Origin of the sequence: Streptomyces sp. NPDC090741, assembly GCF_044769045.1 — a bacterium.
Classification (GTDB): domain Bacteria; phylum Actinomycetota; class Actinomycetes; order Streptomycetales; family Streptomycetaceae; genus Streptomyces.
This window is the reverse complement of sequence record NZ_JBIVXF010000010.1, coordinates 159435-172902: the sequence shown is the minus strand read 5'-3', so window position 1 is coordinate 172902 and position 13468 is coordinate 159435. Positions and strand designations below refer to the sequence as shown.

At 72.0% G+C, this 13468-nt stretch carries 12 protein-coding genes and 2 pseudogenes; 7 read left to right on the top strand and 7 right to left on the bottom strand.

Translation table 11 applies throughout. The features are described 5' to 3' along the window. Positions 1-416 precede the first annotated feature (416 nt). A pseudogene (locus ACIQU4_RS26455) lies at positions 417-720 on the bottom strand (aldo/keto reductase); the annotation flags it as partial. A gap of 1282 nt (positions 721-2002) precedes the next feature. Here ACIQU4_RS26455 and ACIQU4_RS26450 point away from each other — a divergent pair. Beyond that, positions 2003-2821 carry a phosphotransferase family protein gene (locus ACIQU4_RS26450; protein WP_403735413.1) on the top strand — a complete coding sequence of 273 codons (819 nt, stop codon included), beginning with the start codon at positions 2003-2005 and terminating at the stop codon, positions 2819-2821. 877 nt (positions 2822-3698) lie between these two features. Continuing rightward, positions 3699-4070: a hypothetical protein gene (locus ACIQU4_RS26445; RefSeq protein WP_403735410.1), complete on the top strand. Its 372-nt coding sequence runs from the start codon at positions 3699-3701 to the stop codon at positions 4068-4070. Positions 4071-4407: 337 nt separating this feature from the next. Here ACIQU4_RS26445 and ACIQU4_RS26440 read toward each other — a convergent pair whose 3' ends face one another. After that, positions 4408-4701: a hypothetical protein gene (locus tag ACIQU4_RS26440; protein ID WP_403735407.1), complete on the bottom strand. Its 294-nt coding sequence runs from the start codon at positions 4699-4701 to the stop codon at positions 4408-4410. A gap of 14 nt (positions 4702-4715) precedes the next feature. Then, positions 4716-5018: a hypothetical protein gene (locus ACIQU4_RS26435; RefSeq protein WP_403735404.1), complete on the bottom strand. Its 303-nt coding sequence runs from the start codon at positions 5016-5018 to the stop codon at positions 4716-4718. 330 nt (positions 5019-5348) lie between these two features. Here ACIQU4_RS26435 and ACIQU4_RS26430 point away from each other — a divergent pair. Next, a pseudogene (locus ACIQU4_RS26430) lies at positions 5349-5531 on the top strand (helix-turn-helix domain-containing protein); the annotation flags it as partial. Positions 5532-5563: 32 nt separating this feature from the next. After that, positions 5564-6070 (top strand): hypothetical protein, encoded by a 507-nt coding sequence (locus tag ACIQU4_RS26425; RefSeq protein ID WP_403735401.1) that lies wholly within the window; start codon positions 5564-5566, stop codon positions 6068-6070. Positions 6071-6078: 8 nt separating this feature from the next. Here ACIQU4_RS26425 and ACIQU4_RS26420 read toward each other — a convergent pair whose 3' ends face one another. Further along, a complete protein-coding gene (locus ACIQU4_RS26420; RefSeq protein WP_403735398.1) occupies positions 6079-6372 on the bottom strand; it encodes a hypothetical protein in 294 nt (97 codons plus the stop codon). 130 nt (positions 6373-6502) lie between these two features. On the opposite strand from ACIQU4_RS26420, the gene ACIQU4_RS26415 reads away from it, so the two are divergent. Continuing rightward, positions 6503-7291, top strand: coding sequence for a hypothetical protein (locus ACIQU4_RS26415; protein WP_403735396.1), 789 nt, complete (start codon positions 6503-6505; stop codon positions 7289-7291). On the opposite strand, the gene ACIQU4_RS26410 is transcribed toward ACIQU4_RS26415, so the two are convergent. Beyond that, positions 7260-8240: a hypothetical protein gene (locus tag ACIQU4_RS26410; protein ID WP_403735393.1), complete on the bottom strand. Its 981-nt coding sequence runs from the start codon at positions 8238-8240 to the stop codon at positions 7260-7262. The genes ACIQU4_RS26415 and ACIQU4_RS26410 overlap by 32 nt on opposite strands. Positions 8241-8275: 35 nt before the next feature. Here ACIQU4_RS26410 and ACIQU4_RS26405 point away from each other — a divergent pair, with 35 nt between their 5' ends. Both ACIQU4_RS26405 and ACIQU4_RS26400 read left to right on the top strand, forming a co-directional pair. Further along, positions 8276-9640, top strand: a complete 1365-nt coding sequence (locus ACIQU4_RS26405; protein ID WP_403735390.1) for a 2OG-Fe(II) oxygenase — start codon at positions 8276-8278, stop codon at positions 9638-9640. Continuing rightward, positions 9637-11844 (top strand): sulfotransferase, encoded by a 2208-nt coding sequence (locus ACIQU4_RS26400; RefSeq protein ID WP_403735387.1) that lies wholly within the window; start codon positions 9637-9639, stop codon positions 11842-11844. The genes ACIQU4_RS26405 and ACIQU4_RS26400 overlap by 4 nt, the downstream gene beginning before the upstream one ends. A gap of 23 nt (positions 11845-11867) precedes the next feature. On the opposite strand, the gene ACIQU4_RS26395 is transcribed toward ACIQU4_RS26400, so the two are convergent. Beyond that, entirely contained in the window at positions 11868-12686 is an 819-nt protein-coding gene (locus ACIQU4_RS26395; RefSeq protein ID WP_403735384.1) for an aspartyl/asparaginyl beta-hydroxylase domain-containing protein, read from the bottom strand. Continuing rightward, positions 12683-13447, bottom strand: a complete 765-nt coding sequence (locus ACIQU4_RS26390; RefSeq protein ID WP_229343867.1) for a polysaccharide pyruvyl transferase family protein — start codon at positions 13445-13447, stop codon at positions 12683-12685. The genes ACIQU4_RS26395 and ACIQU4_RS26390 overlap by 4 nt, the downstream gene beginning before the upstream one ends. Positions 13448-13468 lie beyond the last annotated feature (21 nt).

Genomic DNA, 13468 nt, shown 5'->3' with positions numbered 1-13468 from the left:
GTGTCGCCGACCAGTGCAACTGCGCAATGCCCAACCAGCCTGCGCAACCAGGCTTCACGCTTAAGAACCCACAGGTCAGACGGCTGGCCTACCCGGGAACTGCGCAGATTCAGTGAGCCAACACAGTCGCCAACCCACTCAGCCGACCTGCACAACCCCAGGCGGGAAGCATGACGACTGCTCAGTTTCACTGACTGCCGCGAACCGTTGACGGCCGCGAACGAGGGCCAGAGGGCAGAAAGAGAGCCGTTCCCGGCAGGGGCCACCGCAACGCCCCCGACAGTGCCTGCCGGGGGCGTTGCGGTGGGGCTGGGGCCGGGTCAGTGCCAGGTCGCGTCAACGAGGTTGAACTTGCTCAGGGTGGCGCCCTTGACGAAGCGCAGGTGGTCGCCCCTCCGGGGCCGTGCTCGGCGGGGTCAGCGGTCGATGGCGGCCATGTTCGCCTCGTCGTGGCGCTCGCCTGCGGCGGGGGTGAGGTTGTTTCAGCCGCTCCAGCTGGGCCGGGGTGAGCTCGATGTCGTCTGCGGCGGTGTTCTCCTCGACGCGGGCGACCCGCCGGGTTCCGGGGATGGGGGCGATGTCGCCGACGCGGGTGAGGATCCACGCCAGCGCGGTCTGCGCCGGCGTGGCGCCGATCTCGGCGCCGATCGCCTGCACCTCGTCGACGATCGTCAGGTTGCGCTGGAAGTTGTCACCGGTGAACCGCGAGTTGGTCTTGCGCTCCCGCGAGCCAGCGATGCACGGTGGGGGTAGGTCGTTTGGCACGAGGTGACCTTGGGATCCGTGAGGAGATCAGCCATGTACGCAGTGGTTCGACGGTACGAAGGGGTGACTGATCCTGCCGAGGCGGGGCGCCGAGTGGAAGAGGGGTTCGTACCTCTCCTTCGCCAAGTGCCTGGATTCGTAGCCTACTACTGGGTTGACGCGGGGGGCGGAGTGATGCTCTCTACCAGCGTCTTCGAAGACCAAGCCGGGGCCGAAGAGTCGGTCAAGAGGGCCGCTGACTTCGTACGGGACAACCTCGCGTCGCTGCTACCTGAACCTCCCCAAGTCACGGCCGGCCAGGTTGTGGCTGCCGGGTAACGGCCTCCGGAGTGGTTCTGGATCCACGCGCCCTCCATGCCCGGTGACAGGCACTTCACGGAACTCCTCCAAGATCCGCATCAACGTCGCTGGTGCGCGCCGACCACCAAGGGGGCCTGCGGCCCCTTCAAGGCCTGCCTCGCGTCCTCCGGAACCCCAAGCGGCCCGACACCCGCTCGGGCGCGAATCGTTGGACGGGAGACGCTGGACCGCCTCTCCCCCGAGCTCGCGGCCCTGCAGGGAAGCACCGATCCGGGGCCGTCGAAGATGGTCGTCCGTTTCGCCCTGGAGCTTCCCGCGCGCGATGCCCACCGCTGGACCGACTGGGCACCCCGCCACGGCTGCAGCGCGGCGACAATGGCTGAGCTGCGGCGCACACGGCACCGGCGATCCGGGGGGGGGGGGGCAGCGGTAGGGGCCGAGGTCACCGAACCGGGCGAGCAGCGTACGGGTCTCCTCGACGTTTAGCCCGACGGCCGGGGCCACCTTCTCAGGGTCCTCCCGGCCGGTGCCCGCGGCGCAGCGGCCGGGACGGGCCAGCGGCCCCGGTGAACCAGGCTCCGGCCAGGGCCGGGTGCTACGGCGGCCAGTCGCCCGCGGGAAGGCCGGGGCGCAGCGGGCGGCGGGACGGGGGCACGGCCGGACGGCGATCCCCGGTCGGCGGGGTGCTGCGCGGGCCACCCCCGGCGCCCGGCCCGCCGCAATCGGCCATTTGCGTCCAACACCCGGCGCCGCCCCCGTGACAGCGGGTACCTTCGCCGCCATGACGATCCCGGTACTCGATCGCCGCCCGACCCCCGGGCCCACCTCCACGCCGCCGCCGGGGCGACCGTCCACCGGCCCGCCCACCCGGCCAGACAAGAACCCGCCGTTCCCGCCGAGCAACCCGCAGCAGCCCCCGCCCGGGCGCTGAGCCGGCATGCGTGTCGACCGGCTCCCCTTCGACGAGCTTCCCGAAGCAACCCGGCAGGCGATCGCCGACCGGGTCGGACCCGGCTGCCCACGCGCCGAGGTGGAGAACGGCACCAGCTCCGCACTCGCCTCCCTCTTGTGGCCTTCGGATTCGGACGAGGAGATGGTGTTCGTCAAGGGGTTGCCGCTCGACCACGAACGGATCGGTGAGCTCAAAGCGGAGGCCGCCGTCAACCCGCACCTGCCTGCCCGCGCCCCCAGGATGCTGTGGCAGCAGGAAGCCGGCGGCTGGCTCCTGGTCGGCTTCGAGGGCGTTAACGCGAGCGCGTGGGCGTGGTTCGGCGACGATAGCGGCCACCTGGAGCCGATCGCCGCCGTGCTGCGCGAGCTGAGCCAGTACCCCGCCCCGAAGGAGGTCCGGCTCACGCCGTGGGAGCGGTGGGCCGCGTACTGCGACCCAGCCGACGAGCCGCTCCTGACCGGGGACCGGCTCGTGCACTCCGACCCGGCCGCCTCCAACTTCATGGTCGAGCGCAGCGGCCGCGTATGGATGATCGACTGGGCATGGGCGATGCGCGGGCCCGCCTGGATCGACACCGCCCTGTGGGGCATGCGGCTCGTCCTGGACGGCAACCAGACCCCCGAGCAGGCCGCCGGCTGGGCGCGGACCGTCCCCGCGTTCGCGGCCGCCCCCCGCGAGGCGGTAGTGGTCCTCACCGAGGCCGAAGCGCGGTCCTGGGAAGCCTGGCAAGCGTACGGGACGACCGGGCTGGAGGAGACGATCAAGGCCGCCCGGGCCTGGGCCCGGTACTGGGCCACACCCTGAACCCGGACGACCTGCGAAGGCACGGCCCGTGACGGCAGCCGGGCGCAGCCCGGGCGGCGGGCCGACGGGTCCACGACCGGCGGCCGGCGATCCGACCTGGGCCGGAGAGCCGGGCTCGCTCTGCGCCGCCCTGCTCGTCCGCGCCCCGGATCACGGCCGACGCCGCCAGGCTCCCGGGACAGATGCGGCCCCATCTCGACCGTTGTCGCCCAGCCCCGGCCGTGACGGCCGGCTGCGGAAGGTCAGTCGGCGGTCGTCCGGGCGGTGTCGACCTCGCCCGCGTTGATGACGGCCTCACGCAGCTGCGTGACGGCGTCGGCGTGCGGGTGGCCGGGCACGGCCTGGGCGGCCTGGAGCAGGAGACGGGCAGGGCGCAGGACGTCCCGGGCGCGGTGAACAGCTGCAGGCGGAACTTCCCCGGCAACCCGGGGGCGGTGAACACCGGCTTGTCCATGGCCAGTCGGCGTGATGCGGCCAGCTCTCGCAGCTCCGCTGTGGCATCCGGTCGCGGTGCCGGCGCACCGCCGGCCGGCTGCAGGGTCCTCAATCATGACCTGATCATCCCCGACCCGGCCCCGCTCGGGCCCGGCTCCGACGGGGCGCATGCAGGCGTGCGGGGCAGTCCCCACGGCCAGAACCACCAAGCCAACCCCGGCCACGGGCGGCCCGCCGGCTCGTCCCGTGCCTCGGGCGACGCCAGCGTCGGCGTCGGGCAGTACGACAAGGGCCGGGTCACCGTGGACGGCGCTGGCGGGACGAACCGGAGCGAGCACGGCGTAAGTGGGGCGCAGCGAGTGCGCTTCCGGGCAGCCCCCTGCCCGGCGGCCGCAGGCAAAAGCACGGCGCGCGGACATCGCCGGCCGGCACGGTGCCAGGCATGCACGAGATGCGGGCCCTGCTCTTCGCCTACAACCTCCCCGCGGCCCGCCACGCTCCCTGGCTGGACGCCTGGTCACGCGTCGACCGGCACATCGAAGCCGAACGTGCCAAGAAGACGCGCCAGAAGGAAAGCTGGAGGGGCCCTGCCCGTGCACGGCGCAACCGATTCGAGGTCATCCTGGCGACCGCCGCCCCCAAAGACGGCATGCCCGACTTCGAGGACTACCTCAACAAGGCACGCTCAGCACGCAAACGCCGCCGCAAACCCGCTCCGCTCACGACCGCCGCCACAACCACTGCGACGCAGAACCCCCGGTCAAGCCCTGTGTCCCAGCGATCACCTGGAGCTTCTACGGCGGGCCGGCCCTGACCCGCATGACACACGACACGCGACCGGACGAACACGTATCGGGCCCGCCGGTGCATCAGGAGGGGCAGGGCGGTGGGCCGTAGTGCTGTGGGTGGGGTGGCGGACCATGCCCATCGGGCAGTGGGGGCAGCAGCCTCAGGGTGTGGGCATGCGCGGACCAAGTGCCGCCGTTGTATTCGCCGCGCAGCACGCTTCCGGCGTCCAGGATCTGTCCGGTGACGACCGCGACTTGGTTGCGCCGTGTGTCGAGTGCCCGGTCTCCTGTTTGGAAGGTGCGGCTCATCGGCCTGCTGCCAGCCGGTCGAGGGCCAGGCCGAGGAAGCGGCAGATGCCGCGATCAGGCCTCACGGCCTTTCACCTGATTGATCCTGGTCTGCACTATCTCGTGCAGTGTGGCCGGGTCCAGGGACACGAAGAGTTGCTCGGGCAGGTCGACGTCCAACACGTGCGCCTCCTGGTCCGGTCCCGCGACGATCTGGGAGTACACCGGAATCATGACTTCCGGCCCCTCCCCTCCCGGCTGTGTGACGGGCCGGTAGGAGAACTCCGGCGCCAGGGGATCACCCGGCTCGACCATCTGCTTGGTGCCGACGACCGTCCCGTCCGGGTCCGTAATGACAGTAAGTCTCACTCTGGGCATCGCACTCACCCGCTGGTCAAGGTCGCGATCCGAATGTTGTAGGGGACCGTAGCGTTGGATCGGTTCGTCACCGTCATGGTGTACTGCCAATTCCTCAGGTCCAGGTGCGGAACCCCGCCGATGGATCGGATGGATCCCACCCTGCCCTGGTCTGTGACATCGAGCCAGCCCAGGAACTTCGGCTCCGTCGCCAGCGTCCCGTAGCACACGCCAACGTCGAAGAAATCCCCGAAGAAGTAGGTCTCGATGAGCGTTCGTCCTGATGCGATAGTTGAAGGTGGGCCGATGTCCACAATGTTTACCGGCATCTCACGCCCTCCATAGGAGTCGCTGAGTTGAATGCCACACGACAGGTGACTGGACCTGTACTTTCATTGAACCTCAGGCGACCTCAAAATGCCCGTTCGAGCCACGATCTGATGGGCTCGCCGAACCGGTGCCCGGGTCTCGCCGGGGCATCGGAGCCTGGCCTTATTCACGGGCTGTGGGCTCTGGCACAGATCTTGGAGAGCGGTGCGCACGGTGGGCCCCGGCCACGAAACAGGCGCGCCGTACCCGCCGCCGTGGCAGCTGTCGTTGCTCCCGTAAGAATGACCCCCAGGTGCTCCCGCAGAATTACCCCCTTGATGATCTGGAGGGTGCTGAAAGTGGAGGACTTGGCCGAGATACACCCTCTGCGCCAGGCGGAGGGTGTGCCCATCAAGCAGATCGCGCGGCGGTTGAGGGTGACCCGGAACACGGTGCGGGCCGCGTTGAACTCCGACCGGCCGCCTGTGTTCGATCGGGGCATGGAACCCTCCCGTATCCAGGTGGGGAATCCTCCGCCTCCGAACCGCGAAGAGGACGACCCGTCATGAACCGCAGTGGGCAGGCAATCCACCTGGCCCGACACCTGTCGCAGCTCACCGCCGTCCGCGTCGAGATAGCCCACGACAGCGGTGCCCGGTGGGGCCTCCAGTGGCAGGACGGCCCGCGCCGCGAGGAGATGCGGGCACACCTCGACGCCGCTCTCGCCGCCGATGACCGCTACACCGCCATGCGCGACCGCACGATCCTTTGCTGCCGCTCGCAGACGCGACAGGCCTGGGCGGCGCGGGCCGCCGCCGCCCGCCGCGAGGGCGTCCTCTCCTCGGCCATCGCCGATATCGCCGTACACAAAGACGAACAGGAGTCCGACGAGGCGAACGCCCTGTGGCAGTACGTACGGGAACTGTGGGAGAACGCCTCCTACCCGGAACGGGCCAGCGCCCCCGAGGACGTTCCCCTCATCGAGCAACTCGTCGCCGCCAGTACCCGGGAACTGCCGTCCGGAGGCCACACGATCAGCGAGCTCTACATGGCGCAGGCACTCCTCGCGTAGCGACGGGGTCAGGTGTCAGCGTCCCCACCGCTGACGGCAAGGAGGCCGCGCTCGGGTGAGGGGAACCGGAAGAAGGCCGGGACCAGCAGCACACGTCCGAGGATGTGGGCGTACATGCCGGAGCGGTAGTACCTGAAGTCCACCTGGCCCCAGGCCATGACGGGGACCAGATGCCCCAGGTTCCCGTCGCGCAGGTCCGCGGAAAGTCTGCGGATCTCGTCCAGGGCGTGGTCGTACTTGGTCCCGTCGCCCTTCTCGACGGGCAGGACGAACACGATGTCGCGCACGGGCTGTTCGGGCATGAGCGGGCGGCAGCCTCGAACCCGGGTAGACCTGCCCGTCACGGTCGTAGCTTCGACCGTACGGGTTCCGCCGCCGCCGGACCAGCCTGTCGGACGGGCGCCCGCCGTGGCACCGAGTAGCCTGCCGTTCGTGGTCTCCAGCTCCCGGAACACGGCCGTCGCCGGTGTCCTGCACGGGGCGACGGCAGCCGATGCCGCCCGTCTCGCGGCTGATCCCGCGCTGAGCGCGGTCATCGTCCCCGACGGCCGCCGCGAGCCGTGGCTGCAGGAGCTGGCCGAGCTCGTGGCCGGGGAACGGCTGGTCATCCCCCGCACCACCCTGCCCTCGGTCACGCCCGACGAGTTCACCGGCTGGGCGCACACCGCACTGGCCGGTGCTCCCGCCTCCGTTGCGGCTCCCCTCGTCGATGCCATGGCTGGGATCCTGGCCCGGGTCGTGGACACGGCGGGGACGGACAAGGCGATGGTGCGCGTGTTCACTGAGGCCCCCACGCGGCGGTGCGGCTTCCACGTGGACACGGTGCCGCCGCAGAGTCCCACGGTCGGGGCCGTACGGGTATACAACGGCCCGACCACCGAGTACGTCGCCTGCGAAGACGTCCTCGGCATGGGCGAGTTCTACACCTACCTGGCACGCCGCGAGCGGCTGTCGCGGCAGGCGGAGCGCGAGCGACGGGCCGACAGACCCGATGGGACCGCCCTCGCCAAGCTGTGCGCGATGGACGGGAGCCCGTCGTTCCTGCGGCCGGGTGCCGTCGTCCGGCGGGTGCCGGCCGACGCGACCGTCTTCTTCCGGCACCTCGACGTACGACGGCACTGGTCCGTGCATCCCGTGAGCGACGTGTGGATCCACCGCTCTCCCATGCGCGGCATGGCACGGCTGGTGCTCAACGTGTCCCCGGTCCCTGGTCGGGGGTGAGCAGCACGTGCGTGAGGGAGCCCGGCAAGGAGTCGTCCAGGGTGCTCAACAGACGCAGGACGCGGGTCCCGGACCGGGCCGGCCCGTGGTGCGCCGCGAACCAGGCCCGGGGCCGCTGTCGGGCGCCGAGCACGGCCCGTACCGCCGCCACCGCGTCGTCCTCCCCGTCGAAGAACACCCCGGTGAACGGGTTGACGTACTGCCAGCCGCCGAGGATCGCCCGGTTGACGACGACCGGCACGTCGAGGCACAGGGCTTCGGCGAGCACCCGTGGCGAGGCGTCGAGCACGGCCGGTACGAACAGGGCCCGTGCCCCCGCGATGACCGCGAGCAGCCGCCGCCACGGCAGCGGCCCGACCATGCGTACGCCGCAGATCGGCTCCACCCCGGCCGGCGCGTCGACCACCAGGATCCGCAGCCCCGTCTCCCGGGCCAGCCTGCGCAGGCAGCGCGCGGCGAGCGGCCAGTTCTTCGCCTCCTGCCGCCACGGCTCCCGGCCGGACACGTGCACGATGTCGGGGCCTACCGCCCCCTCCGTCCCAGCCCCGGCAGCCCCGGCAGCCACCCGGGCCGGATCCACGCGGAGCGGGTCCGTGAAGTCGGACTCGCTCGTCAGCAGCCGGGGGCCGGCCGGTGGCAGGAAGTGCTCCGGATCGCGGAAGCAGTGCAACCACGCCTCGCACAGCAGCCCGTAGTCGCGCTCGTCCCGCCAAGGCGAGCCGGGGAACCCCAGATAGCTGGTGACTCCGGCGAACCGGACGCCGGCGCGGGCCAGTGCGGCCAGCCGCAGGTGGTGTGCGTGCGTCACGACGGGCGCGCGGACCAAGACCCACGGCAGGTGTTCGCCACCCGGCCCCGTCACCCGCATGAAGGGCGTGTCCCCGCCCGGTCCCGCGCCCACGCCGGTGCCCGCGCCAGTGTCGAGGCCCGTACCCGCAGCAAGGTCCAACCGTCGTCCCCCCACTCGAATCGGCAGGAGAGGCCATGATCCCGACCATCAGACGCGACTTCTACACGGATGGCAACGGCGGCACGCGGATCGAGATCTTCGACGAGCTGAGCGAGACCGCCAAGGCGGCCCTGTACACGTTCTTCCGGAGGGCCGGCGCACCCCACCTGATGGACGAGGTCGTCCTGCCCCTGTTCTGCGAAGGCGATTCGCAGGTCTTCGCCGCTGTCCGGGACCGGCCTTGGCCACCGTGGGGGCTGGGCGCCCGCAACATCGTCGCCTTCGTGCAGACCCACCTGGTCGGCGACGGATGCTGGGGCCTGAGCCCCGTGCACGTCGCCGACGAGGACCTGACGAACGTAGGACTGTGCGCCGCCGTGTACAAGGAAGCCCTGGAGACACTGGCCGTCGACCCGAACGCCGAGGTGCACTACCTCGTCGCCGAGGAATCACGGCTGGCGGACCTGACGCTGCGCCGCGTCGGCTTCGAGCGGACGGAGGACGCCTTCCTCACCGAGGCCGCGCGCTACCTCACGTACCGCGCCCCGGCCGGTGAGCTGCTGAACCGGCTGGGCCTGGCCGAGGCCGACACGGTCGACGTGCTCGCTGGCGCCCTGGACGACGAGGTGTTCGCGCTCAACGCCGCCTTCCACAACACGGTCTACCTGGGCTCGCGTGCGGAATGGGTGGTGGACCGGCCCTCCGTCCCGTCCGAGATCGCCCGGCTGGTCCGCGGCGGCCACTACAGCAAGCCCGCCGGCGTGCCGACGGGCACCGGCCGCTACGAACGGGATCCGGTCGCCGAGGTGGCCCAGGGCGTACGGGAGTTCCTCAGCGCATCGGAACACGACGAGTTCCGCGCGTACGTGCTGGACCGGGAACCCGACTTCAAGCCCGCCACGGTGCGGATGTCCGGGTCCGGCGGTCCGGCGGTGGTGGACGAACGGGTGCGCCGCAGTCTGGTCCTCGACGAACTGGGCCCCTACGAAGCCCTGTTCACGGAGCGCATCAAGGAACACGTCCAGCAGATCAGCGGCCGGCTGAACCTTCCTGCATTCCCGCTGGGCCGCATCGAACTCCAGGTGACCGCCAACGGCGACCGGGACTACTTCGGAATGCACCGCGACAGCGACGACGGGGACACCCGCGAGCTGACCTTCGTGTACTTCTTCTCCGGAGAGCCCCGCAGGTTCTCGGGCGGGGAGCTGCGGGTGTTCGAGACGGTCCCGGAGGACGGGAGGGTGGTCGCCACGGACCGCAGCCAGACGATCGTGCCGCGCGCCAACCTTGCGATGTTCTTCCCGAGCAGGCACGACCACGAGGTACTCCCGATCCGGGTGCCGAGCAAGGCGTTCGCGGACGGCCGCTTCAGCGTCACGGGCTGGATCCACCGGCAGTGAGCGACCGGGAGACCGGAGCCACCCGGGCGCGGGCGGCGCGGGCCGCGACACGGGCCCGGGCCCAAGACCAGGCCGGGCGGGCCGAGGCCGGTGCCGACGCCCTCGCCTGGACCGTGGTCGCCCGCGTGGCGCTCCCCTCCGGCCGGGCACGCCCCGAAGCCCGCGCCCTGCACCACGCCCTCTTCCCCCGGGTCGCGGGGCTCCTCGCGCGCGCAGTGCGGCCCGACGCAGGCGGCGTACGCGCCAGGTACCTCTTCGCATCCGAGCCCGCGGCAGCGGCGTTCCGGGCCGCTCACGACCCGGCACTCGGCCGTCTGGGCCCGCCCGTCACCGGTGCCGTACGGCCGGTCTCCGCGGCGGCGGCGCCGACCACGGGCACCGCGCCCGTGATCATCGTCGCGCCGCCACGCTCGGGCAGCACGGCCCTGTACGAAGCCCTCGCCCGGCACCCCGGCCTGTGGACGGTCGGCGGGGAGAGCGAGAGCGTCATCGAAGGCGTACCGGGGCTCCACCCGGCGGCTGGCGGGTACGCCTCGCACGCCCTGGACGCTGCGCACGCCGACCGGTACGGCGGGGCCGTACGCGCGGGCTTCCTCGCCGGGCTGCGCGATGCGCGGGGCCGGAACTGGCCGGACCACGGCGGCCCCCAGGATCCGCCGCCGAGGCTGTTGGAGAAGACCCCGGAGAACTGCCTGCGGCTGCCCTTCCTGCTGCGGCTGTTCCCGGACGCCACCGTCGTACACCTGCACCGCGACCCGCGCGACACCGTGGCCAGCATGGTGCGGGCCTGGACCCATCCGGGGTTCGTCAACATCCCGGACCTGCCCGGCTGGCCCCGCCGGGCCTGGCACCTGCTGCTGCCGCCGGGCTGGCGGCGAGGGCTCGGCGACGACCTGTCCCGGATCGCGGCCCGCCAGTGGGCGGCCGCCACGGAAGCGGTACTGGACAGTCGTGCCGCCGGGCCGCCCGACATCCGCTGGGTAGATCTCGACTACGCCGAGCTGAGCGCGGCTCCGGCCCGGACGATCCGGTGGCTGGAGCGGGAACTCGGGCTGCCCGCCGGTCCGCCCGGCCGGGACCTCCCGCTCTCCGCGACGACGATCACGCCTCCGCGCCCCGGCAAGTGGCGCAGTACACCCGGCTTCGACCCGTCGTCCCTCGACACCGTGGCGTCCACTTGCCGGCGCCTGACGAACGGACGTACCCCGCCCATGCCCCGAACCGTCCGCGGCCTGCCCCGGCGCCCTTCCTACGTGTGCTGGCTCGACGACGGCGCCGCGGATGACTGCTCCCCGGTCGCCGGCTCCGTGGACGACGCCTCGGCCCCGACGCCCGGCCCCGAGCCGGAACACCCGCTCCTCGACCCGGCCGTGGTCCTCCAGGACGGGGTCACCATCCCCTTGGGCCTCGCGGGCCGGGCCCGGTTCCGGGACCGGTTCCTGCCCGACCGGCCGATCCTGTGGACCGACGACCCGTCAACCGGCGCACTCGCCCCGTTCTGGGTCTCCCTCGAAGACTTCTGGGCGCTGCGCACCCTGGTCCCGGGACGGCCCCTTTCACCGGCGCTCCCCGCGCGGCTGCGCGCCGCCCTGGCCCGGGCCGGGGCGCTCGGGTCGGCCGGGCTGCGCGCCCGGGACGCGACCAGGGCCGACACCGCCCGGGCCGCGGCCGCCGCGGACTTCGAGCGCAACGACGTGTGCCGGATCGACCGCATGGTCCACCCCCGGCACCGCTTGGCCCTGCTCGACTACTACGAGCGGCTCATCGCCACCGGCTCGTGGCCGCTGGGGGACGCCCAGGTCTCCGGCCGCTACGGCTGGTACAACGAATCCCTGTCCCGCTTCTTCCACCACCAGTTCCGCGCCCTGGTGGGGCGGATCGCGGGCCGGCCGGTACGCCCCTCGTACTCCTACGTCTCGGCGTACCGCGCCGGCGCGGTCCTGGGCCGTCACGTGGACCGGGAGCAGTGCGAGTACACCGTGTCCCTGCTGCTCGGGGAGTCGGGCCCGGGCATCGAGGGCGGTTGGCCGCTGCACCTGGGAACCCCGCAGGGCGAGGTCAGCCTCGTCCAGCGGCCCGGTCAGGCCGTCCTCTTCAGGGGGACCACGGTGCCGCACGGGCGCCCGCCGTTGCCCGACGGGAGCACGCACACCTCGCTGCTGTTCCACTATGTTCCCGCCGAGTTCCGCAGGACCCTGTACTGAAACGCCTCCTGCTACGGCTACTGCTACTGCACCGCGAGCAGGCCGATGCTCCGAGCCTCGGCTTCCCGGACCTGCGGCGCGATGCGCTCCCACCCGGTGACCGTGCGGCGTCCGACGGGCGGCTGGGTGCGCCGGCGGGTCCGGGTCAGGCCCGCCGGCGCCGGGCCTGGCCCGAACACGGCAGCCGCCGCGTCCGCCGTCAGCAACATGTCCCAGACCAGGTGGACACGTTCGGCGGGCCCGCCGTTCTCGGCGGCGTGCACGCAGCCGTGGTTGACGAGGTACACCGATCCGGCCACCAAGTGGTGCACGTCCCCGTCCAGCGTCAGCGTCGCCGCGGGATGGGTAGTCAGGGGCAGGTGAAAGCGGGCCCGGATGCCCACCGTGCCCGACCGCGCCCGTACGACGCTGTGCTCTTCGTGCGGGGACAGCGAAGCACCCGGCCCCAGCACGTTGACCCGGAAGTTGACCAGGTGCGGCAGGGACCCGATCAGCGCGGCCAGGGCGGGGTGGTACGTGCCGTGGTGGAAGCGCTTGCCGAAGCAGGACAGGTCGTGGTCGCGGGAGAAGTCGTCGCAGCGGCCGGAGGCGTTGAGCAGGCTGAACTGCTCGACCCGGCCGCGGGGACCGGTCCACGCCGTCACATGGCCTGGGGCTCCGGCCAACGAAGGGCGCTGCCGCGATCGCAGCAGCGCCACCTCGGCGGCCAGGCTCGCGGCGGTGTCGGGCCCGGTCTCCAGCAGCCGCAGGCAACGGATGCCGGGGCGGTGGTAGTTGGCGTCCCGGATGCCGTGGAGGATCTGGCGCAGGCCCTGGTCCACGTCGTCTTCGTGTGCTGTCAACGGAACGGGCACCTCTCCAGGAGCAGGTCGAGGTCCGGAAGTCGCGCCGGAAGCGTCGCGAAATCGGCGAGCGCCGCCGAATCCAGCCCCGCGCCCGTCCGGCCGACGGACACGGGCGGCGGGACCGGCACCCCGACCGAAAGGAAATAGTCGTGGAACTTGCTCCCGTCACCGCTGGGCAGGTCCCGGTAGCGGATCCAGACGGCGGGGATCCCGTAGGCGTGGCCGAGGATGATCCCGTGCAGGCTCGACGAGGCGATCAGAGGCGCCCGTACGAGCTGCTCGACGACCTCCTCGACCGGCCGCTGCACGTCGACGAGCCGCCAGCCGGCCGGAGTGCCGAGCCGCGCACCAGCCTTGTCGGCGAAGTGCGGCACGACGGCGGGACGCCGCCCGGTACCCCGGCCACCACGGGGCAGGAAACGGGGGACCAGCAGGGCGGGGTCCCCGTAGACCGGCGGACAGGCCGCCCCGGAGCGCAGGGCCGCCTCCCGGGTGAGGGGGCCGCGTACGGCGACCAGATCGGCCCGCGGGTCGATGTCCTCACCGGCGCACATCACCCCGGCTCCCCAGACGACGGCGCCCGGTCCCGCGAGGGAGACCACGCTGCCGGTGACGAAGTGCTTGCGCCCCGGCGCGTGCGGCGCGACCCACCGGGCCGGGGCACCGCAGATCCGCCGGACCAGCCAGGGAGTGAGCCTGTCGCCGACATTGCCCTGACTGGGAGCCCGGCACCAGAAGGCGGGCACAGCCTCGACCACGGCTCCCATCGTAGTGAGCGG

Coding starts and splice junctions, on each gene's coding strand:
- ACIQU4_RS26450 (WP_403735413.1), top strand. CDS start 2,003: ATGCGTGTCGACCGGCTCCCCTTCGACGAGCTTCCCGAAGCAACCCGG.
- ACIQU4_RS26425 (WP_403735401.1), top strand. CDS start 5,564: ATGAACCGCAGTGGGCAGGCAATCCACCTGGCCCGACACCTGTCGCAG.
- ACIQU4_RS26435 (WP_403735404.1), bottom strand. CDS start 5,018: ATGCCGGTAAACATTGTGGACATCGGCCCACCTTCAACTATCGCATCA.
- ACIQU4_RS26445 (WP_403735410.1), top strand. CDS start 3,699: ATGCACGAGATGCGGGCCCTGCTCTTCGCCTACAACCTCCCCGCGGCC.
- ACIQU4_RS26405 (WP_403735390.1), top strand. CDS start 8,276: ATGATCCCGACCATCAGACGCGACTTCTACACGGATGGCAACGGCGGC.
- ACIQU4_RS26420 (WP_403735398.1), bottom strand. CDS start 6,372: ATGCCCGAACAGCCCGTGCGCGACATCGTGTTCGTCCTGCCCGTCGAG.